Raw genomic sequence first — 21715 nt, forward strand, 5'->3', positions numbered from 1 at the left:
CGGGGGTGCGCTCGTATCCACCCAAGGGGACGGGAAGCCTTCATGACTCACCGCATATCGCGGCGCGCCCGCGTGCTCGGCGCAGGCATCGGCGCCGGGATGCTCATACCGCTGGTGGCCGCCGCGACGCCCGCTGCCGCAGCCACGCCGCAGGTCAGCTGTACGTCCGCGAAGGCGGGGCTGGCCACGAAGCTCCAGCGGGACATCACCGCGGCGCTCGCGAACCGTACGGGCACCATCGCGGTCGGCCTCTACGACCGCAGTACGAAGACGACCTGCTCTCTCAGATCGTCCACCGCGTACGACTCGGCCAGCGTCGTCAAGGTCACCGTCCTCGCCACGCTGCTGTGGGACGCCAAGAAGCACAACCGTTACCTCACGCAGCGCGAGGCCGACCTCGCCAAGGCCATGATCACCAAGTCGGACAACGCCTCGACCAGCACCCTGTGGCGTCAGCTCGGCCTGACGAAGATCAAGGGCTTCCTCACCGCCGCCGGGATGACCCAGACCAAGCCGGGCGCGGACGGCTACTGGGGCCTGACCCAGATCACCGTGCGCGACGAGCAGAAGCTGCTCGCGCTCACCACCGCGAAGAACTCGGTCCTGAGCGACAACGCCCGCGCGTACATCCTCAAGCTGATGGGCCAGGTCGTCTCCTCCCAGCGCTGGGGTACGCCGGCGGGGGCGCCCGCCGGTGTCGCCGTGCACGTCAAGAACGGCTGGCTGTCGCGGGCCACGCACGGCTGGCGGGTGCACAGCGTCGGCACCTTCAAGGGCGGCGGCCACGACTACACGATCACGGTCCTGACGCACGGCAACAGCACCATGCAGTACGGCATCAACACCATCCAGGCCGTGGCCAAGGTCATCCACAAGGACCTGGCGGCCAGCTGAGCGACGCTTCCAGGGAGGACCCAACTCCCCGGAATTCACGACCAGTACGCCTGCCCTAAACCAGCAGCCGCCTACCGTGTCGCCATGCGCCTGCGAACCGTACTCGCCACCGTCACCGCCGGCCTGGCGGCGGCCACCACCCTGACCGCCGCCGGGCCCGCCACCGCCGCTTCGAGCACCCGCGCCAACGCCTGCTCGCCCTCCGTCGCCATCGCCGGCTTCTCCGACGCGCTCGACAAGACGACGTACGAGGGCACCTTCGTCGGCAACTTCTCCGCGCTCGCCGTGGACCGGAACGGCCAGATCGCCGCCGTATCCGACCGGTCGTCACTCTTCACCCTCGACGCGAAGACCCTTCAGCCCACCGGTGTCGTCCCGCTCGCCGACGAGAACGGTGCCGCGCTCGACTCCGAGGGCCTGGTCGTCGACCGCGACGGCACGCGGCTCATCTCCTCCGAGACCGAGCCGTCCATACGCCGCTACTCCCGCGACGGCAAGATCCTCGACCGTCTCCCCGTACCGGACGCGCTCAGGGTCGCCCCCGCGGGCCGCGCCACCGCGAACCAGACCTTCGAGGGCCTGACCCTGCTGCCCGGCGGACGCACCCTCCTCGCCTCGATGGAGAACAGCATCAGCGGCGACAGCAAGGAGATCGTCCGCTTCCAGACCTGGGATCGGAGCAAGGGGACCTTCCGCCTCGGTGCCCAGTACGGCTACCGCACCGACACCGGCCTCGGTGTCTCCGAGGCCACCGCCACCCCCGACGGCCGCCTCCTCGTCCTGGAGCGCGGCTTCACCGCGGGCGTCGGCAACACCGTCCGCCTCTATCTGGCCGACCTGCGGCACGCCACGGACACCGCCGATGAAGCGACGCTCACAGGCCAGGACGGCGTACGACTGGTGAAGAAGACCCTCCTCGCCGACCTGGTGAACTGCCCGTCACTGGGAGCCACGGCCAAGCAGCCCCAGCCCAACCCGCTCCTCGACAACATCGAGGGCCTGACGATCACCGGCCGTACCAAGGGCCGCCTGGACCTCCTCCTGGTCAGCGACGACAACCAGAACGCGGCCCAGATCACCCGCTTCTACTCTCTGCGCGTCCGGCTGCCCCGATAAGCCGCCCCTTTTGTTGCGGAGGGATGAAATCCGCTTCGCTGAGCGTTGGTGCCTTCCGGCGGACTGAGATCTACGGAAGGCACCCGCGTGGCAGCGCAAGGGGGATGGGCACGGCGACTCGCCGGGTACGCATGGCGGCACCCGAAGGACGTCGTGCTGGCGCTCGGCTCCTCGCTGGGCGGCATGGCGATCATGGCGCTCGTCCCGCTCATCACCAAGGTGATCATCGATGACGTGGTCGTGGGCCACACCAAGGACATGGCCCCCTGGGCGGGCGCGCTGATCGCCGCCGCCGCCGTCGTCTACGTCCTCACCTACATCCGCCGCTACTACGGCGGCCGCCTCGCCCTCGACGTGCAGCACGACCTCCGTACCGAGATGTACGAGACGATCACCCGGCTCGACGGCCGCCGCCAGGACGAGCTGTCCACCGGACAGGTCGTCGGGCGCGCCACCAGCGACCTCCAGCTGATCCAGGGCCTCCTCTTCATGCTGCCGATGACCATCGGCAATGTGCTCCTCTTCCTGATCTCGCTCGGGATCATGGCCTGGCTGTCCCTCCCGCTCACCCTTGTCGCGCTCGCCGTCGCCCCGGCCCTGTGGGTCGTCGCCAAGCGCAGCCGCTCCCGACTGCACCCCGCCACCTGGTACGCGCAGGCCCAGGCCGCCGCCGTCGCGGGTGTGGTCGACGGCGCCGTCAGCGGCGTACGCGTGGTGAAGGGCTTCGGGCAGGAGGAGCAGGAGACCGGGAAGCTCCGGGAGGTCGGGCGCAGGCTCTTCGCGGGGCGGCTGCGGACGATCCGGCTGAACTCCAAGTACACCCCGGCGCTTCAGGCCGTACCCGCCCTCGGGCAGGTCGCGATGCTCGCCCTCGGCGGCTGGCTCGCGGTGCGCGGACAGGTCACGCTCGGTACGTTCGTCGCGTTCTCCTCGTACCTCTCGCAGCTCGTCGGGCCCGTGCGCATGCTGGCCGTGGTGCTGACCGTCGGGCAGCAGGCCCGGGCCGGCGCCGAGCGCGTCCTCGAACTCATCGACACCGAGCCGTCGATCAAGGAGGGGACGAAGACCCTTCCCGCCGACGCGCCCGCGACCGTCGAGTTCGACGACGTGTCCTTCGGATACGAGGAGGGGCGGCCGGTCCTGGACGGGCTGAGCTTCGAGATCCGGCCCGGCGAGACCCTCGCCGTCGTCGGCTCCTCCGGGTCCGGCAAGTCGACGGTCTCGCTGCTGCTTCCCCGCTTCTACGACGTGACGCACGGCGCCGTCCTGGTCGGCGGCCACGATGTGCGCGAGCTGACCACCGAGTCGCTCCGGGCCGCGATCGGGCTCGTCCCCGAGGACTCCTTCCTCTTCTCCGACACCGTCCGCGCCAACATCGCGTACGGCCGCCCGGAGGCGAGTGACGAGGAGATCGCGACCGCCGCCCGCGCCGCCCAGGCGGACCGTTTCATCAGCGAGCTGCCGAACGGCTACGACACCACGGTCGGCGAGCACGGCCTCACCCTCTCCGGCGGCCAGCGCCAGCGCGTCGCCCTCGCCCGCGCCATCCTCACCGACCCGCGCCTGCTCGTCCTCGACGACGCCACCTCCGCCGTGGACGCCCGCGTGGAGCACGAGATCCACGAGGCGCTCAGCCAGGTCATGGAGGGCCGCACCACCCTCCTGATCGCACACCGCCGCTCCACCCTCAACCTCGCCGACCGCATCGCCGTACTCGACGACGGACGCCTCGCCGACATCGGCACGCACGAGGAACTCCAGCGGCGCTCTCCGCTGTACCGGCGGCTGCTCACCGACCCCGACGAGCTGGGCGGCGTCTCCCCGGGACACGCCCTGCCCGCGGTGCCGCAGGAGGACACCTCCGTACGGGACGAGCTGGACGCCGAGTTCGACGCCGAGCGCGGGGTCACCCCACGGCTGTGGACCGGCGACCGCGAGCCCAAGGACAACGCGCTCGCCGGGATGCCCGCCACCCCCGAACTCCTCACCCAGGTCGAGGCGTTGCCCCCGGCCACCGACACCCCCGGCATCGACGAGGCGCGCGCGGTCAGGCCCGAGGAGTCGTACGGGCTGCGGCGGCTGCTGCGCGGCTTCGGGGCGCCGCTGCTCCTCAGCCTCGGGCTCGTCGCCGTCGACGCCGGCATGAGCCTGCTGCTGCCCGTGCTGATCCGGCACGGCATCGACCAGGGCGTCTCCGAGGTCGCGCTCGGCGCGGTGTGGGCGGCGTCCGGGTTCGCGCTGATCACCGTGCTCGTCCAGTGGGTGGCGCAGATCGGCGAGACGCGGATGACGGGACGGACGGGGGAGCGGGTCCTGTACTCGCTCCGGCTGAAGATCTTCGCGCAGCTGCAGCGCCTCGGACTCGACTACTACGAGCGGGAGTTGACCGGGCGGATCATGACCCGGATGACGACGGACGTGGATGCGCTGTCGACGTTCCTGCAGACCGGTCTTGTCACCGCCTTCGTCGCCGTCGTCACCTTCTTCGGCATCATGGCCGCGCTCCTGGTGATCGACGTGCAGCTGGCGCTGGTCGTCTTCCTGACGCTGCCGGTGCTGGTCGTCGGCACGTTCTTCTTCCGCCGGGCGAGTGTGAAGGCGTACGAACTCGCCCGCGAGCGGGTGTCGGTGGTCAACGCCGACCTCCAGGAGTCGGTCTCCGGGCTGCGGATCCTCCAGGCGTTCCGGCGCGAGGGCTCGGGCGTGCGGCGGTTCGCGGCGGGCAGCGACAGCTACCGGCAGGCGCGTACGCGCGGCCAGTGGCTGATCTCGGTCTACTTCCCGTTCGTGCAGCTGCTGGCGTCGGTGGCCGGGGCGGCGGTGCTCGTGGTGGGCGCGAACCGCGTCGACGCCGGGACGCTCACGACGGGCGCGCTGGTGGCGTACCTCCTCTACATCGACCTGTTCTTCGCGCCCGTGCAGCAGCTCTCGCAGGTCTTCGACGGCTACCAGCAGGCGACGGTGTCGCTGGGCAGGATCCAGGAGCTGCTCCAGGAGCCGACATCGACGGAGGCCGCGGACAAGCCCCTCGAGGTGCTGTCCCTGCGGGGCGAAATCGCCTTCGAGGACGTGGACTTCGCATACGGCGACGACGAAGAGGCCCTGAGCCAGGTGTCGTTGAGCATCCCCGCCGGCCAGACCGTCGCCTTCGTCGGTGAGACCGGCGCGGGCAAGTCGACACTCGTGAAACTGGTCGCGCGCTTCTACGACCCGACCGGCGGACGGGTGACGGTCGACGGCACGGACCTTCGCGACCTCGACATCACCTCCTTCCGCCATCGCCTCGGCGTCGTCCCGCAGGAGGCGTACCTCTTCCAGGGGACGGTCCGGGACGCCATCGCCTACGGCCGGCCCGACGCGACCGACGCCCAGGTGGAGGCCGCCGCCCGCGCGGTCGGCGCGCACGACATGATCGCCACGCTCGACGGCGGCTACCTCCACGAGGTCGCCGAGCGCGGCCGCAACCTGTCCGCCGGACAGCGCCAGCTGATCGCGCTGGCCCGCGCCGAACTCGTCGACCCGGACATCCTGCTCCTGGATGAGGCCACCGCCGCCCTGGACCTGGCGACGGAGGCACTGGTCAACCAGGCCACCGACCGCATCGCGGGCCGCCGTACGACCCTCGTCGTCGCCCACCGCCTGACCACGGCCGCCCGCGCGGACCGGGTCGTGCTGATGGCCCATGGGCGGGTCGCCGAGGACGGCACCCACGAGGAGCTGCTCGCACGGGGCGGTCAGTACGCGGAGCTGTGGCGGACCTTCGTGGGGGCGGCCGAGCCTGGGGAGCCCGTCGGCCACGTGGTCTGAACCTCTCTCCCCTTCGCGCAACCATTCGACGTACCTCGTGCGTCCGTACACCAGTACGCTCATGGGCTGCGGTACGGGAGGGACGACAGTGGACATTGGTGCGCTACGCCGACGGGTGGCGCTCGGTCTGGCCGTGCTCACCGCGTCCGGGCTGCTCGCGCTGATGAGCCCCGGCAGCGCGGCGGCTGCCGCCTCGTACTGCTCGGGCCGCGAGGTCCGCAAGCTGCCCTTCTCGACCGGGACCGTACGGGTCTACAAGAGCCGCGGTTACGTCTGCGCCGTGACCTTCCCGAAGAGGCAGGGGGCCCGGAAGTACATGTCCGTCAGCGTGCGGGCCCGCGGCGGCCGGCCGGACAAGGACGAGGGGCTGTTCTCGCACCACGCGGGCCCGGCGAAGGTGCACGCGGGACGCCGCTGCGTGTGGATCACGGGCTCCGTCGGCCGGGGCTCGGTGAGCTCGGGCTGGATCCTGTGCTGAAGCACCTTCCGGAACCTTCTCAGCCGAATCACCGCATTCCCACAGGGATTGCTCAATCACCCCTGGTGTCACGCGAGTTGCTCCGCTAGGTTCCGGCGGACATCTGCGTAACTCCAGGGGAGGGTGCATGCGCAAGGCGCTCAGATGGCTGCTGGCGCTCACAGTGCTCATAGGCACGTTGAGCACGGCGGGGGCGGCCACCGCCGCCCAGCCGGAGGCCACCACCGGCACCAGCACGACCAGTGCGGACATACTGGACAGGCTTCTCGCGATACCCGGGATGAGCCTGGTCCAGGAGAAGCCGTACACCGGCTACCGCTACTTCGTTCTCAATTACACCCAGCCGATTGACCACCGGCACCCGTCCAAGGGCACGTTCCAGCAGCGCATCACCGTGCTGCACAAGGACACCGCGCGCCCGACGGTCTTCTACACCGGCGGCTACTTCGTCTCCACGACGCCCAGCCGCCGCGAGCCGACCCAGATCGTGGACGGCAACCAGATCTCGATGGAGTACCGCTTCTTCACTCCGTCCCGGCCCGACCCGGCCGACTGGTCCAAGCTCGACATCTGGCAGGCGGCCAGCGACCAGCACCGCATCTTCAAGGCCCTCAAGCCGATCTACGACAAGAAGTGGATCTCCACGGGTGGCTCGAAGGGCGGCATGACCGCCACGTACTACGAGCGCTTCTACCCGCGTGACATGGACGGCGTCGTCGCGTACGTCGCCCCCAACGACGTGGTGAACAACGAGGACTCGGCCTACGACCGCTTCTTCGCCGGCGTCGGCACCAAGGAGTGCCGCGACCGGCTCAACGCCGTGCAGCGCGAGGCGCTCGTGCGCCGTGAGCCGCTGGAGAAGACGTACGCGGCCTACGCGGCCGAGAACGAGTACACCTTCACCACGATCGGCAGCCTCGACAAGGCGTACGAAGCGGTCGTCCTCGACTACGTCTGGGGCTTCTGGCAGTACAGCCTGCTGGCCGACTGCGACACGATCCCGGCGGACGCGGTGAACGCCACGGACGAGGAGATCTGGACCTCCATCGACACGATCTCCGGGTTCTCCTTCTACACGGACCAGGGCCTGGAGCCGTACACGCCGTACTACTACCAGGCGGGTACGCAGCTGGGCGCGCCGACCATCGGGTTCCCGCACATCGAGAAGAGCCTGATCCGCTACGGCTACCAGCCGCCGCGGAACTTCGTGCCTCGGGACATCCCCATGAAGTTCCAGCCGTCGGCGATGCGTGACGTGGACTCCTGGGTCAAGAACAACGCCAGCCACATGCTGTACGTCTACGGCCAGAACGACCCGTGGGGCGCCGAGCGCTTCCGCCTCGGCAAGGGCGCGCACGACAGTTACGTCTTCACCGCGCCGGGCCTGAACCACGGCGCCAACGTCGCGGGCCTCGTCGCCGACGAGAAGGCCCTCGCCACGGCCCGCATCCTCCAGTGGGCGGGCGTCGCCTCGGCGGCGGTCCAGTCGGACCCGGCGGCGGCCAAGCCGCTGGCCAAGTTCGACGTGAAGCTCGACCAGCGTGATGTGGAGCGCGAGCCCGCGTTGCGGCCGTAACTCCCGGGCCGCGGACGCACTTCCGTCCGTGGCCGCAACTCCCTTGCTGCGCCCGCCCGTTCGCTACACCGGGCGGGCGCAGCCCACCGGCTTGACGCCGCCGAGCTGGACGTACAGCTCGGTCGAGGGCGGGCACTTCGAGCGGTCCTCGACCGCCGAAGTCACCTTGTACTCCGGGGGTTTGCTGCCCGTGCCGTCGCAGGCGGTCTCGCGGACCTTGCCACTGCCGGAGCTGTAGACGCAGTCGCCGACGAGGGTGCGGGGGCCTCCTCCGCCGCCCGGGTCGCCGGGGTGCGGCGGTTCGAGCTTGCGCATACAGGCGTAGCCCTGCGGGACCGCGCCGTCGCCGTCCTCGTCCGAGGCGGGCCGCGTCTCGCTGATGTGCAGGACGAAGTCCGTGTTCGCGGGGCAGGAGGGGCCGTCCGCCACCTTGCCGTCGTAGCGGGCGACGACCCGCGCGGCCGCCCGTTCGCTGGTGCAGAGCACCTCGGTGAAGCTGGTCGTCCCGAACGAGCTGCACTCGCCGACCGCGAGGAACACGGCGCCGTAGCCCGAGGGCCGGACCGACGCCGTACCTCCGGCGGCCACGGACGCGGAGGGCTCCGTGGGTCCGGAGGAACTCGACAGCGCGTCGCAGCCGGTGAGTATCGACACCGCAAGCGCGCACGTGGACAGCGCGCCCAGCCCTCTCCGTCCCAGCACGCCCCGCCCCGACGCGCTCCGGCCCAGCACGGTATGTGCACCCCGCATGGCTCGCATTGGCAATCCCCCCGGTACCCCTGCCCAGCGTGACCCGCGACAGCGGACCACGCCAGGCATGTGGGGGGCTTTGCGCCACTTGGGTGGGGTGCGCCGGGTGTGCGGCGTACGTCTAATACGTCAACCCGTGCCCGATCGGATACAGCACCTGCGTCGGATCGTCCGCCCGCTGCACCGGCACCGGCAGCTCGCCCCGCGGCTCCGCGCGGCCCGCGATCACCCGGGCCGCCGCCCGCAGTTCGACGTCGGTCCAGGAGTACGCCGCCAAGTAGGCCGGAACATCCGGGAGTTGGGCCACGTCGTACGGGTTGCGGACGGCGACCGCGATCACCGGGACGCCGGTGCCGAGAAGCTGGCTGACCAGGGTCTTCTGGGAGCTCGTCGCCGACACGTTGTACGTCCCGACGACCACCGCGTCCGCCTCGTCGGCCGCCGTGACCGCGCGGGCGATCGTCGCGGCCGAGGGCGCCGTCCCGGTGGACAGTGCCGTCGCCGTGAAGCCCAGCTCGGTGAGGGCCCTGGCGAGGACCGTGGTGGGCGGTCCGTCACTGCCGGACGGGGAGGCCGGATCGGCGCCCACGACCAGCACCCTGGGGGAGCGGCGACGGGAGAGCGGCAGCAGGTCGTCCTTGTTGACCAGCAGCGTCGTCGTACGCTCGGCGATCCGGTCGGCGGCCCTGAGGTGCGCCGCCGTGCCGACGGAGCGGTCGACACCCGCGTCGGTGACGTACGGGTCCCTGAGCAGCCCCAGCTTCGACTTGAGACGCAGGACGCGCAGGATCGACTCGTCGAGGCGGGCCTCGGTCAGCTCGCCGTCCCGTACGGCCTTGAGGACGGCGTTCCAGGCGATGTCGAGGGACGGCGGGTTGAGGAGCTGGTCGACACCGGCCTTGAGGGCGAGCACGGGGACGCGGTCGTCGCCGTACTTCGTGCGTACGCCCTCCATGCCGAGCGAGTCGGTCACCACGAGCCCGTCGTAACCGAGTTCGCCGCGCAGGATGCCGGTGAGGATCACCGGCGAGAGCGTGGCCGGGTCACCGGAGTCGTCCAGGGCCGGGACCATGATGTGCGCGGTCATGATCGAGTCGATGCCGGCGCGGATGGCGGCCCGGAAGGGCGTGGCGTCGAGGGTCCCCCACAGCTCCCGGCTGTGCGTGATGACCGGGAAGCCGTAGTGGCTGTCGACGGCGGTGTCCCCGTGCCCCGGGAAGTGCTTGGCAGTGGCCGCGACGTCCGCGCCCTGATACCCCTTCACCTGGGCGGCGACCAGCTCCGCCACGGCGTCCGGGTCGGCACCGAAGGAACGTACGCCGATGACCGGGTTGGCCGGGTTCACGTTCACGTCGGCGACCGGGGCGTAGTCCTGGCGGATGCCGAGCGCGCGCAGTTCGGCGCCCGCGATCCGGCCGGCCGTACGGGCGTCGCCCCGCGAGCCTCCCGCACCCAGGGCCATCGCACCCGGGAGCAGCGTCGCGGGCTTGCCCACCCGTGCCACTATCCCGTGTTCCTGGTCGGTCGAGATGAGGACGGGCAGGCCGCGGGGCTGTTCCAGGGAGGCCCGCTGGATCCCGTTCGAAAGGCCCGCGATCTGGTGCGGATCACGGGTGTTGTGCGCCCACGCGAAGTAGATGATCCCGCCGACGCGATACTTGGCGATCAGCTCGGCGGCCGTCCTGACGCCGATCTCCTTGAGGTTGGCATCGATGTCGGCCTGGTCGGGCGCGGTCGCCGAGTGGCCGTACACCCGCATCACGAAGAGCTGTCCGACCTTCTCCTCCAGCGTCATACGGGAGATGAGGGCGCGGAGTTCCTTGTCGTCGGGTGGGCCGGCGTACGCGCTCGTGCCGGTGGCGAGGGCGGCGGTGACGCCCGCCGTGGCGGCGAGAACGGTACGTCTGGACGGTCTGGTCCTGCTGGGGGTGGTGCTTCCCGTGCTGGAGTCGCGCACGTGGCGCTCCTTCCCTCATGAAGGAAACTTCCGAGGAGTCACGAATATCCGGGAAGTTTCTTCCAGTCAAGGGTGTGCGCATTGACGCGCGGCGGATCGCGGTGGGGGTCGTCACCGGCGCTGTTGGAGGGGGGCGCGCCGGTGACGACATGCTGCCGGCCGCAGGCGGCGGAGAGGGTAAGTCAGCTTTCGCAGCCAGCAGCGATGCCGACACCGCTCTGCGGAGACTCATCCGACAGCGTGCGGATTGGACGGGCCGACGGGGATCCGGGTTCCCCGGATTCACCGGAACCCCGGAAGTTGGGACGGAGGAGACAACTGTGGGCATGCAACCGTCCCAGCTGTGGGCATGCGTGCCGCTTGCAACCGCCCTCGCTGTGGGCATGCGTGCCGCTAGGGGCGGCACGGGTGGGCACAGCGGCACCCCGCAAGCGCCGGGCCGCGCGACCCACCCGACCCCAGCCCCAACGCCGGTCAACCGGCAAGCAGAGCCTCGGCCGGACCCCTGTCCGACACGGACGGCCAGTGCCCCTGCAACGTCCGCACCATCTCCGCGATAGCGGGCCGCCGCGCCGCACCGGTACGCCACAGCGCGTACAGCCGCCGCGCAGGCACAGGGTCGAGTGCGATCTCGACAACCCCGTCGGGCAGCGCCCCGCGCCCCAGCCGGGGAATGAGAGACACGCCGAGCCCCGCCGCGACGAGCGCGACAAGCGTGGGGTTCTCCTCGGCCTGGTGGACGATGTCCGGCTCGCACCCAGCCGCGCGAAGTGTGCGCAACAGCCAGTCGTGGCAGACCCGTCCGGGCGGCTGACAGATCCACCGCTCGCCCTTGAGTTCCTCCCGCCGCACGGCGGCCCGCCCGGCGAACGGATGCCCGGCGGGCACGAGCAGAGAACACTCGTCGTCCCCGATCACCGCCTGGTCGACCCCCTCGGGTGTCGGCAGCGGCGCGATGTCCCAGTCGTGAACGACCGCCAGGTCGACGGCTCCCTTGGCGACGAGCCCGATGGACAGGTGCGGGTCGACCTCGCTGAGCCGGGTGTCGAGCGCCGGATGCCGCCGCGCGAGATCCGCGAGTACGCCGGGCAGCAGCCCCCGCGCCGCCGACGCGAACGCGGCCACAGTCAGCCGCCCCGCCGGCAGCCCCCGCCGCTCCTCCAGCTCGGTCTCGGTGCGCTCGACGATGGACAGCAACTCCTGTGCGGCGGCGGCCAGATGATGCGCCTGCTCGGTGAGCCGTACGCCCCGCCCCTGCCGTTCCAGAAGTACGGTCTTGGTCTCCCGTTCCAGCTTCGCGATCTGCTGGGAGACGGCGGACGGCGTGTACCCGAGCGCGGCCGCGGCGGCACCGACGGTGCCGTGGACGGAGACGGCGTGCAGGGCGCGCAGGCGTTGGAGATCGAGCACGGGGACTCCCGGGGGTGCGGCGACGCAGCCACCTTACGTAAGCATCGCTACATCCGACCATGCAGATATCCGCGCTGGTGCTACACGGTGCGCAAGCCCGATGCTCGAACCATGCGACCCACCCACACCGTCCTCGCCGTCCTCGTCGCCGCCGTCTGGGGCGTGAACTTCACGGTCATCGAGATCGGCCTCGACCACTTCCCGCCCCTTCTCTTCTCGGCCCTCCGCTTCCTGGTGGCCGCCCTGCCCGCGGTCTTCTTCGTGGGCCGCCCGAAGGTGGCGTGGAAGTGGATCGTGGCGGTGGGCCTGGTACTGGGCGTCGCGAAGTTCGGCCTGCTCTTCATCGGCATGGACGCGGGCATGCCGGCCGGCCTGTCCTCCCTCGTACTCCAGATCCAGGCGGTGTTCACCGCGCTGATCGCCATCACGTTCCTCGGCGAACGCCTCACCGGCGTACGGCTGTTGGGCATGGCGGTGGCACTCTGCGGGGTGTGCCTGGCCGCCGTGGACGAGGGCGCGGCCGGCCCCCTCGGCGCCTTCGCCCTGGTCATCGCGGCCGCCGCCTGCTGGGGCCTGTCCAACGTCCTCACCCGCAAGGCGTCCCCACCGGACGCGCTGAACTTCATGGTGTGGGTCAGCGCCGTCCCCGTACTGCCCCTGCTCGGCCTCTCCCTCCTCGCCGAGGGCCCGTCCCGCGACCTCGCCGCGCTGCGCGCCCTGGACTGGCAGGGCGCGGGCGTCGTGGTCTACGTCGCCTGGATCACCACGGTCTTCGGCTTCGGCGCCTGGGGCTGGCTGCTGCACCGCCACCCCGCGTCCACGGTGGCCCCCTTCTCCCTCCTGGTCCCGGTCTTCGGGATGTCGTCCGCGGCGGTCTTCCTCGGCGAGTCGATCAGTCCGCTGCGCTGGGGAGCGGCCGCACTGCTGGTGGGAGGGGTGGGCCTGACCTCGCTGGCGACGGGGAAGAGCCGGAGCGCGAGGGTCCACTTGGCGGACGTTCCAGCGCCGGGGCAGGTCAAGGAGCCAGCATGACCCCATGGCCGCAGTCGACATTCCCGGTTCCAAGTCCATCACCGCACGCGCCCTCTTCCTCGCCGCGGCGGCCGACGGTGTCACCACACTGACCCGCCCGCTCCGCTCGGACGACACCGAGGGTTTCGCCGAGGGCCTGCTGCGGCTCGGCTACCGCGTCGGCCGGACCCCGGACGCCTGGCACGTCGACGGCCGCCCGCAGGGCCCCGCGGCCACGGAGGCGGACGTGTACTGCCGGGACGGCGCGACCACCGCCCGCTTCCTCCCCACCCTGGCCGCAGCGGGCCACGGCACCTACCGCTTCGACGCCTCAGCGCAGATGCGCCGCCGCCCGCTGGCCCCGCTGACGAACGCGCTCCGCGACCTCGGCGTCGACCTCCGGCACGAGGAGGCGGAGGGCCACCACCCGCTGCGGATCGCGGCGGCGGGCGTCGAGGGCGGTGACGTGGTCCTCGACGCGGGCCAGTCCTCGCAGTACCTGACGGCCCTGCTTCTGCTCGGCCCGCTGACCCGCAAGGGCCTGCGCATCACGGTCACGGACCTGGTCTCGGCGCCGTACGTCGAGATCACGCTCGCGATGATGCGGGCGTTCGGGGCGGACGTACGACGTGACGGCGACGTCTTCGTCGTCGAGCCCGGCGGCTACCGCGCCACCACCTACGCCATCGAACCCGACGCCTCCACCGCGAGCTACTTCTTCGCGGCGGCCGCGCTGACCGGCCGCGAGGTCACGGTGAAGGGCCTGGGGGAGGGCGCGCTCCAGGGCGACCTGGGCTTCGTGGACGTACTGCGGCGGATGGGCGCGCGCGTGGACGTGGGTTCCGACCGTACGACGGTCACCGGCACCGGCGAGCTGCGCGGCCTCACGGTCAACATGCGCGACATCTCCGACACCATGCCGACCCTCGCCGCCCTCGCCCCCTTCGCCTCGGGCCCGGTCCGCATCGAGGACGTCGCCAACACACGGGTCAAGGAGTGCGACCGCCTGGAGGCCTGCGCGGAGAACCTCCGGCGGCTGGGGATCCGGGTGGAGACGGGCCCGGACTGGATCGAGATCCACCCGGGCACTCCCGTCGCCGCGGCTCCGGTCACGACATACGGCGACCACCGCATCGTCATGTCCTTCGCGGTGACCGGACTTCGGGCGCCCGGCATCTCCTTCGACGACCCCGGCTGCGTACGGAAGACGTTCCCGGGGTTCCACGAGGCGTTCGCGGCGTGGGCGGGCGCGACGAGCTGAGGGGCTCCGGTGATGGCGCCCCATAGGGGCGCGGGGAACTGCGCGACCAGCCACAACGAACCCGCAGGCGACGCACCGGAATTCCAGCGGAGCGCTCAGTGGGGGATGTTGTCGATGAGTTCCCGCGCCCCCTGGCGCAGCAGGGCAACGGCCACTGACGTGCCCAGGGTCGCGGGGTCGAGGCGGCCCGCCCACTCGTGGGCGTTGAGCACGGTCTTGCCGTCCGGGGTGAACACGCAGGCCCGCAGGGACAGTTCGCCGCTGCGCTCGGACTTCGCGTAGCCGGCGATCGGTGAGTTGCAGTGGCCCTGGAGGACATGCAGGAACATGCGCTCGGCGGTGGCCTCACGGTGGGTGGCCGGATCGCCGAGGTCGCTGACGGTCTCGATCACGGCCGTGTCGCCCTCCCGGCACTGCAGGGCCAGAATGCCCGCGCCGATCGGCGGCATCATCGTCTCGGGCGACAGGATCTCGGTGATCACGTCCGTTCGCCCGATGCGTTCGAGGCCGGACACCGCGAGCAGCAGGGCGTCCGCCTCACCGGCCGCCAGCTTCGCCAGGCGCCGGTTGGCGTTCCCCCGGAACGGCACACAGTCCAGGTGCGGATGGGAGGCGGCGAGCTGCGCGACCCGACGCACGGAGGAGGTGCCGATCCGGGTACCCGGCGGCAGCTCGTCGAGGGTGAGCCCGCCGGGGTGGATCAGGGCGTCGCGGATGTCGTCCCGTGCGAGGAAGGCGGCGAACATCGTCCCGGCCGGCAGCGGCCGGTCCGCGGGGATGTCCTTGACGCAGTGCACCGCGAGATCCGCCTCGCCCGCCAGCAGCGCGGCGTCCACCTCCTTGGTGAACGCCCCCTTGCCCTCGACCTGGGCCAGATCGCCCATCCACTTGTCCCCGGTCGTCTTCACGGGGACGACCTCGGTGCGGATGCCGGGGTGGAGCACGGCCAGTTCGGCTCGGACCCGCTCCACCTGGGCCAGCGCCATCGGCGAGTCGCGGGAGACGATACGGATGAGTTCCGGGACGGTCATGGCATCCACGGTAACCGCCTGACACCCGCACCGGGATCCACGTACGCTCGTCCGCCATGATCCTCTGGCTGAACGGCACCTTCGGCGCGGGCAAGACCACCACCGCCAAGGAACTCACCGCCCGCATACCGGAGTCCAGGCTCTTCGACCCCGAACAGGTGGGCTACATGTTGTGGCACGTCCTCGGGCAGCCGCGAGAATTCCAGGACTTCCCACCGTGGCGCGGGCTGGTGGTCGAGACGGCGCGCCAGGTCCTGGACCACGTGGGCGGCACGCTCGTCGTCCCGCAGACAGTCCTCAACGAGGAGTACTGGCACGAGATCCGCACGGGCCTCGCGAAGGCGGACATCCCGGTACGCCACTACCTCCTCCACACCGACGACGACACCCTCGTCCACCGCATCGAGACCGACACCGACCCCGACAGCATCGGCGCCCGGCAATGGCGCCTCGACCACCTCACCGACTACCGACGCGCCCTGCCCTGGCTCCGCGAGCAGGCGGAAACCGTCGACACCACCGGCATCCCGCCCTCCCGGGTCGCGGAACTCGTCATCGCCGGTCTGGGCGACGAGTGAGCTGACGCCGCTGAGCCCGGGTGCCTGGTATTTCGTTCGACGGGTGCAGGTGTGTGGGGGGAGACTCTCCCGGACTTCACAGGCTTGCGCGAAGGAGTGTCGGGCGTTGGGTTTCATGCTGGAGGGGCCGGTTCTCGAAGGTGCGCTCGTGCGACTGGAGCCGCTGGACCGACGTCATGCGGCCGACCTCGCGGTGGCGGCGGAGGAGGACCGTGGCACGTACGCGTTCACGTGGGTGCCGAGGGCCGACGAGGTGGACGCGTACATCGACGCGCAGCTCGGTCGGGCCGCGACCGGGAAGCTCGCGCCGTACGCGCAGATCGACCGGGCCTCCGGGCGGGCCGTCGGCGCGACCTCGTTCTGGGAACCGCGGAGCTGGCGTACGGACGATCAACTCGACGCCATCGAGGTCGGGTTCACCTGGCTCTCGTCCCGTGCGCAGGGGACGGGGCTGAACACCGAGGCCAAGTTCCTCCTCTTCCGGCACGCCTTCGAGGAGTGGGGCGTGGCACGCGTCGACCTGAAGACGGACGCGCGCAACAGCCGTTCCCGCGCGGCGATCGAGCGCACGGGGGCACGCTTCGAGGGCGTGCTGCGGAACTGGTCCCGCTCATGGGCGCCGGGCGAGGACGGCCGCCTCCGCGACTCCGCGATCTATTCGGTCACGACGGCGGAGTGGCCGCAGTGCCGGGTGCGGCTGGAGGACCGCCTGGCGGTGATCCCGGGGGTGCGCGGCGGGCTGCTCAGCTGACCAACTCTGCTGCCGTAGCGCGTAGTTGTTCCTGTACGGCGGTCAGTACGGGGTCGCTCTCCGAGCCCGTTCGTAAGGCCATGAAGACGTTGCGGGACGGTGGTGTTCCGTCGGTGGTCAGCAGGGTGAGGCGGCGGTGGGCGTACAGGGGTCGCACCATGCGGGGGACGAGGGCGACTCCCTGGTCCGCCTCGACCAGGGCGGCGAGTGCGGCCCAGTCGTTGACGGCGTGGCGGATGTCGGGCGTGAAACCGGCCGCCGCGCAGACCGTGCGGGCGACCGCGCCGCAGCAGCTGTCGGCGTCGCCGACGATCCAGGGGTCCCTGGCCAGGTCGCGGAGGGCGACCCGGTCGCGGCCGGCGAGGCGGTGGCCGGCCGGTACGGCGAGGTCCAGGACGTCGGTCAGCAGGTCGGTGCGGGCGTAGCGGCGGTCGGTGTGCGGGGGTGTGGCCGGGAAGTCCACGGCGACGGCGACGTCGACCTGGCCCGCGTCCAAGGCGGTGAACAGGTCGGGCGGCTGGGCCTCGACGACGTCGATACGGACGTGGGGCAGGCGCTCGGCCAGGCGGCTCAGTGCGCCGGGCAGGAGGCCGAGGATGCCGCTGGAGAGTGCGCCGATGGTCACGGACGCGCGCCCGCCGCCCTCTCCGTACGCCGCCAAGTCGGCGCGGGCACGCTCCAGTTGGGCGGCGATGAGATCGGCGTGCGCGAGCAGTACCCGGGCCTGACCGGTCAGCCGTACGCCTCTGCCGTCCCGCTCGGTCAGCGGGACGCCCGCCTCACGGGCGAGTGCGGCGATCTGCTGGGAGACCGCCGAGGGCGTGAGGTGCAGGGCCTCCGCGGCCCGGGCGAGGCTGCCGCGGCGCTGGAGTTCGCGCAGGACGGTGAGGCGGCGGAGGTCGACAGTGAAGGGTTCGCTTACCTGTTCCACTCCGAAAGATTAACTGGACCGTCGTACCAGTGATCGGAAACCATCACCCCATGACCTCCCGCAGCTTCCTCATTCTCCACGGCTGGCAGAACCACCGGCCGCACGACCACTGGCAGCACTGGCTGTCCGACCGGCTGACCGAGCTCGGGCACCTCGTCGTGTACCCGCAGTTGCCCGACCCCGACGACCCGGATCTGGACGTGTGGCTGGCGGAGCTGACCCGTCACCTCGAAGGGCTTCCGGGTGGCGGGGAGCGCGTGGTGATCGCCCACAGTGCGTCCGTTCTGTTGTGGCTGCACGCGGTCGCCCGCGGTGTCACGGGCCTCGACGTCGACCGGGTGCTGCTCGTGGGGCCGCCGTCCGGGCCTGTACTCCTGGGGTTCCCTGAGGTCGTGGCGTTCGCCCCGCCCGCGTTTCCGCTCGCCCTGCCCGGGGCCACGCGGCTGGTGGCGGGCGACGACGATCCGTACTGCCCGGAGGGTGCGCTCGCCGTCTATGGGGATCCGTTGGGCATTCCCACCGAGATCATCCCGGGGGTGGGGCATCTTGACCTGGTCGCCGGGTATGGGTCCTGGCCTGCCGTACTGGACTGGTGCCTCGACGGCTCGACGAAGTTCACGGCTCGGCCGGCGTAGGGCCGGGTTGGAGGCTCAGCTGACGGCGACGTTCTTCTCGGGAGGCTCGTCGGGCTCGTTGGGCGTGCCGGGTTCGTTGGGCTCGTGTGGCGTGCCGGGTTCGTCGGACCCGGCGGACTCGGAGCCCCGTAGCTCCGGCGTGGTCGCGGCCACCGCGGCTACCGCGAGCACACACAGCACGCCGCCGCTGACCAGTGCGGTCACGCCGGACGTCCACCCGGCGACCAGGCCGGCACGCAGGTTGCCGAGGTTGGGCCCGGCCTGGCCCACTATCTGCTCGGCGGCCGTCACCCGGCCGAGGAGCGCGTCCGGCGTATGGGTCTGCACGATCGTGCTGCGTGAGATGACGGAGGTCGTGTCGGCGGCGCCGGCCAGGACCAGCAGGCCAAGGCCCGCCCACGGGTTGGTCACCAGGCCGAACAGGGCCAGCGCGGTCCCCCAGGTCGCCGCGCCGCACAGCATCACCAGGCCCGGGCGGTTGAGGCGGGTGACGGATCCGGACAGCGCCGAGGCGGTGATGCCGCCGACCGCGACGGCGGACAGGAACAGGCCGAGGGTGCGCGGGTTGTCGCCGAAACGTTCGGCGTTGACCAGCGGGAACAGGCTCATCGGCATTGCCAGCACGGTGGCGGCCAGGTCGGTGAGCAGCGCGCCGCGCACCGCCCGGTGCCCGGCAAGGAAACGCAGCCCGTCCGCCACCCCGCGCAGCCCGGCCCGGGCGGGCTCGCCCTCGGGCGGCAGCTTGGGCAGGCCGAAAGCGCCGTAGAAGGCCATCCCGAAGCTCAGCGCGTCGAGCAGATAGCAGCCGCCGACGCCCAGCCAGCCCACCAGCAGTCCGCCGAGCGCCGGGCCGACCAGCATCGTCCCCTGGAAGGAGACCTGGTTGAGCGCGAGCCCAGCTCCCACCTGGTCCTTTGGCAGCAGGCGCGGGACGAACGAGCCCGCCGCGGCGCCGCCGACCGCGCCGAAGGCGGACTGCACGGCGACCAGCGCGAGCACGCCGGCCACCGGCACATTGCCTAGGAACCCCTGCACTGCGAGCAGCAGCGAGACGGCCGCCTGGCCGACGGTGCCCACCAGGTAGATCTGCCGCCGGTCCCGCCGGTCGGCCAGCGAACCGGCGAACAGCCCGAACGCCACCATCGGCAGCGCCTGCGCCAGCCCGACCGCACCGGTCCATACCGTGCTGTGCGTCATCTGCCAGACCTGGTACATGACGGCGACCATGGTCATCATGGCGCCCAACATGGACACCGTCCGCCCGATCAGCAGCCTTCGGAAGGCGGGGGACGTGCGCAGCGGACGGACGTCGAGCAGCGTGCGGGACAGCAGGTTCATGAGAGGGGGAGGGCGGGGGTGAGGGCGGCAGGGCGCGCGGGTGGATTCACCGGGCGGAGGCTAACCTCTCGTCCCCGGGTGCGGCCAATCAATTACCTGGCCGCGGCCGCCCGTCGCCCGACTACGCCGATGCCCCGGGGGGGGCTACGCCGACGCCCGGGAGCGGCTACGCCGATTCGTTGAGCAGCCGTGCGAGGTGTTCGCGGCCCGGGCCCAGCAGCCCCGCGAGCGGCGCGGCCTCCTCGTACCAGCGCTTCTCGTACTCCCAGCACAGCCAGCCGTCCCAGCCCGCGCGGGAGAGCAGCTCCACGCACTCGGTGAGCGGCAGCACCCCCGCCCCGAGCGGCAGCGGGGTCGTGTCCTCGGCGGACGCGATGTCCTTGACCTGGACGTACCCGAGGTACGGGAACAGTGCCGCGTACGTCGACGACGGCTGCTCGCCGCCGAGCCAGGTGTGCATGACGTCCCACAGCGAACCCACCTGCCGGTGGCCGACCGGGCCGAGGACACGGATCGCGTCCGCGCCCGTGCGGTGCGAGTCGTGCGTCTCCAGCAGGATCCGTACGCCCGCCTCGGTGGCGTACTCCGCCGCCGTGCCGAGGCGCCGGGCCGCCGTGGCGTCCGCCTCCTCGGGGCTCTGGTCGGTCCCCGCGCCCGGGAAGACGCGGATGAAAGGTGCGCCCAAGTCCCTTGCCAGGTCCAGGAGTTCACGGATCTCCGCGAGTACGGCGGTGTCGTCGCCCGGCGCCGCCACCCGTGCGTATCCCGCCAGGCCCAGGATCTCGATCCCGCCCGCCTTGAACTCCGCGGCCACGTCGGCCCGTTCGGCCGGGCCGATACCGGGGTGCACCGGTTCCTCGGGGTGGGCGCGCAGTTCTACGCCGTGGTAGCCGTGGGCGGTGGCGAGGCGTACGACGTCGGCGACGGGGAGGCCGGGGACGCCGAGAGTGGAGAAGGCCAGCTTCATGAAGTGGACACTACCCGTCACTCACCGTTGCCGTGCAGGTCCAGGCGCCAGTCCTGGCCGACCAGATCCGCGCCGAAGGAGCGGTGGGGTTTCTCGGAGACCAGGACGAAACCGTGGCGCTGGTAGAGGCGGCGGGCGGCGGCCAGGACGTCGTTCGTCCACAGGACGAGTTCGTGGTAGCCGACGCCGCGGGCGAAGTCGGCCACGGTTGTGACCAGTTGGTCGCCGATGCCCAGCCCGCGTGCCTCCGGTTCCACGAGGAGGAGGCGGAGGCGGGCGGCGCCGGGCGCGTCGTCCCGTACGCACATCACGCAGCCCACCGGCCGGCCGTCGAGCTCCGCGATCCACACCCGCTCCAGGTGCGGGTCGTGGTCCTCGGCGAAGTCGGCGACGATCCTCGCCACCAGGCCCTCGTAGTCCGCGTTCCATCCGTACTCCGCCGTGTACAGCGCTGCGTTGCGCTGCACCATCCAGCCGAGGTCGCCCGGGCCGGGCTCGCGCAGGACGACGTCCTCGCGGCGGGGGGCCTGCCCCTTGCCGTCGCCCAGGATCGTGCGCACCGTGCGCATCGCCTCCGCGAGCCGTGGCCGGTCGGCCGGAGGCACCGTGGCGAGCAGCGAGCCGACGGTTTCCCGCGCGCGCTCGTCCAGCAGGGCGGCGGCCTCCCGGCCCCGGGTGGTGAGTGTGACGCGACGGCGCCGCGGGTCCTTCTCGGACGGGGCGCGCTCGATCAGGCCGTCCTGCTCGAACTTGTTCAGGATGCGGCTCAAGTAACCCGCGTCCAGGGAGAGTTCGGCTCGTAGGTCGGCGGCGTCCGTGTGCGAGGCGTGCGCGAGTTCGTACAGGACTCGGGACTCGGTGAGCGTGTAGGGGGCGTAGAGGTGGCGGCCGTAGTCGAGTGCGCCGATGACGTTCGTGTAGAAGCGGTTGAAGGAGCGGATGTCCTGGACGGTCATGATCTGCCCCGGGTGGTCGGGTCTGGATAGTTGACTCAGTCAGAGGTTCCTGAGTCGAGCGTAAGCCGCGTTCGGCCCGTCGTCCACGGGTTTGCGCCCTTCGGCCGCGGGTGCGCTGGAAGGGGCGGCGGCCGCACGTCCAGCGCTTGCCGCCGGGGGGTGGGTCGGGGCCGCGCCGGTACATCCGCCCGCATCCGGACGGATCGACTGTGAGGATGGAAGGTGCCGTCTGCTTTGGATCCGTCCGGATGCGGGCATTTGATGTACC

The 21715-nt window shown here is 71.3% G+C and carries 18 protein-coding genes; 10 read left to right on the plus strand and 8 right to left on the minus strand.

Features of this window, described 5'->3' with window-relative positions; translation table 11 throughout:
* The first annotated feature begins 42 nt into the window (after positions 1-42).
* The 5 genes from OG246_RS15645 (at position 43) to OG246_RS15665 (ending at position 7871) form a co-directional block, all read left to right on the plus strand.
* Entirely contained in the window at positions 43-894 is an 852-nt protein-coding gene (locus OG246_RS15645) for a serine hydrolase (RefSeq protein WP_266461810.1), read from the plus strand.
* Between the two features lie 84 nt (positions 895-978).
* A complete protein-coding gene (locus tag OG246_RS15650; protein ID WP_266461813.1) occupies positions 979-2010 on the plus strand; it encodes an esterase-like activity of phytase family protein in 1032 nt (343 codons plus the stop codon).
* Positions 2011-2097: 87 nt separating this feature from the next.
* Positions 2098-5817, plus strand: a complete 3720-nt coding sequence (locus tag OG246_RS15655; RefSeq protein ID WP_266461815.1) for an ABC transporter ATP-binding protein — start codon at positions 2098-2100, stop codon at positions 5815-5817.
* An 88-nt stretch (positions 5818-5905) separates the two neighbouring features.
* Positions 5906-6295 carry a hypothetical protein gene (locus OG246_RS15660; protein ID WP_266461817.1) on the plus strand — a complete coding sequence of 130 codons (390 nt, stop codon included), beginning with the start codon at positions 5906-5908 and terminating at the stop codon, positions 6293-6295.
* 127 nt (positions 6296-6422) lie between these two features.
* Entirely contained in the window at positions 6423-7871 is a 1449-nt protein-coding gene (locus OG246_RS15665; protein WP_266461820.1) for a S28 family serine protease, read from the plus strand.
* Positions 7872-7934: 63 nt separating this feature from the next.
* Here OG246_RS15665 and OG246_RS15670 read toward each other — a convergent pair whose 3' ends face one another.
* The 3 genes from OG246_RS15670 to OG246_RS15680 form a co-directional block, all read right to left on the minus strand.
* Positions 7935-8498: a hypothetical protein gene (locus OG246_RS15670; RefSeq protein WP_266464222.1), complete on the minus strand. Its 564-nt coding sequence runs from the start codon at positions 8496-8498 to the stop codon at positions 7935-7937.
* A 244-nt stretch (positions 8499-8742) separates the two neighbouring features.
* Positions 8743-10578: a glycoside hydrolase family 3 protein gene (locus OG246_RS15675; protein WP_266461823.1), complete on the minus strand. Its 1836-nt coding sequence runs from the start codon at positions 10576-10578 to the stop codon at positions 8743-8745.
* A gap of 474 nt (positions 10579-11052) precedes the next feature.
* Positions 11053-11988: a LysR family transcriptional regulator gene (locus tag OG246_RS15680; RefSeq protein WP_266461825.1), complete on the minus strand. Its 936-nt coding sequence runs from the start codon at positions 11986-11988 to the stop codon at positions 11053-11055.
* Positions 11989-12099: 111 nt separating this feature from the next.
* Between OG246_RS15680 and OG246_RS15685 the strand changes: the two genes are divergently transcribed.
* Together OG246_RS15685 and aroA are read left to right on the plus strand one after the other, a co-directional pair.
* Positions 12100-13020, plus strand: a complete 921-nt coding sequence (locus OG246_RS15685; protein ID WP_266461828.1) for an EamA family transporter — start codon at positions 12100-12102, stop codon at positions 13018-13020.
* 4 nt (positions 13021-13024) lie between these two features.
* Positions 13025-14260 (plus strand): 3-phosphoshikimate 1-carboxyvinyltransferase, encoded by a 1236-nt coding sequence (gene aroA / locus OG246_RS15690; RefSeq protein ID WP_266461831.1) that lies wholly within the window; start codon positions 13025-13027, stop codon positions 14258-14260.
* Between the two features lie 95 nt (positions 14261-14355).
* Here aroA and hemC read toward each other — a convergent pair whose 3' ends face one another.
* Positions 14356-15291 carry a hydroxymethylbilane synthase gene (gene hemC, locus OG246_RS15695; RefSeq protein ID WP_266461834.1) on the minus strand — a complete coding sequence of 312 codons (936 nt, stop codon included), beginning with the start codon at positions 15289-15291 and terminating at the stop codon, positions 14356-14358.
* A 56-nt stretch (positions 15292-15347) separates the two neighbouring features.
* Here hemC and OG246_RS15700 point away from each other — a divergent pair, with 56 nt between their 5' ends.
* Together OG246_RS15700 and OG246_RS15705 are read left to right on the plus strand one after the other, a co-directional pair.
* On the plus strand, positions 15348-15869 hold the full coding sequence (locus OG246_RS15700; RefSeq protein WP_266461837.1) for an AAA family ATPase: 522 nt from the start codon (positions 15348-15350) through the stop codon (positions 15867-15869).
* 106 nt (positions 15870-15975) lie between these two features.
* Positions 15976-16620, plus strand: a complete 645-nt coding sequence (locus OG246_RS15705; protein ID WP_266461840.1) for a GNAT family N-acetyltransferase — start codon at positions 15976-15978, stop codon at positions 16618-16620.
* On the opposite strand, the gene OG246_RS15710 is transcribed toward OG246_RS15705, so the two are convergent.
* Positions 16613-17551, minus strand: coding sequence for a LysR family transcriptional regulator (locus OG246_RS15710; RefSeq protein ID WP_266461843.1), 939 nt, complete (start codon positions 17549-17551; stop codon positions 16613-16615). The two genes, OG246_RS15705 and OG246_RS15710, sit on opposite strands and share 8 nt — an antisense overlap.
* A 50-nt stretch (positions 17552-17601) precedes the next feature.
* Here OG246_RS15710 and OG246_RS15715 point away from each other — a divergent pair, with 50 nt between their 5' ends.
* Positions 17602-18186 carry an alpha/beta hydrolase gene (locus tag OG246_RS15715; protein ID WP_266461846.1) on the plus strand — a complete coding sequence of 195 codons (585 nt, stop codon included), beginning with the start codon at positions 17602-17604 and terminating at the stop codon, positions 18184-18186.
* A 15-nt stretch (positions 18187-18201) separates the two neighbouring features.
* On the opposite strand, the gene OG246_RS15720 is transcribed toward OG246_RS15715, so the two are convergent.
* From OG246_RS15720 to OG246_RS15730, 3 genes are all read right to left on the minus strand, one after another.
* Positions 18202-19524 (minus strand): MFS transporter, encoded by a 1323-nt coding sequence (locus tag OG246_RS15720; RefSeq protein ID WP_266461849.1) that lies wholly within the window; start codon positions 19522-19524, stop codon positions 18202-18204.
* A gap of 166 nt (positions 19525-19690) precedes the next feature.
* Positions 19691-20491, minus strand: coding sequence for a sugar phosphate isomerase/epimerase (locus tag OG246_RS15725; protein WP_266461851.1), 801 nt, complete (start codon positions 20489-20491; stop codon positions 19691-19693).
* 17 nt (positions 20492-20508) lie between these two features.
* Positions 20509-21447, minus strand: coding sequence for a GNAT family N-acetyltransferase (locus tag OG246_RS15730; protein WP_266461853.1), 939 nt, complete (start codon positions 21445-21447; stop codon positions 20509-20511).
* Between the last annotated feature and the right edge of the window lie 268 nt (positions 21448-21715).

The sequence above is a fragment of the Streptomyces sp. NBC_00620 genome, assembly GCF_026341825.1.
GTDB lineage: Bacteria > Actinomycetota > Actinomycetes > Streptomycetales > Streptomycetaceae > Streptomyces.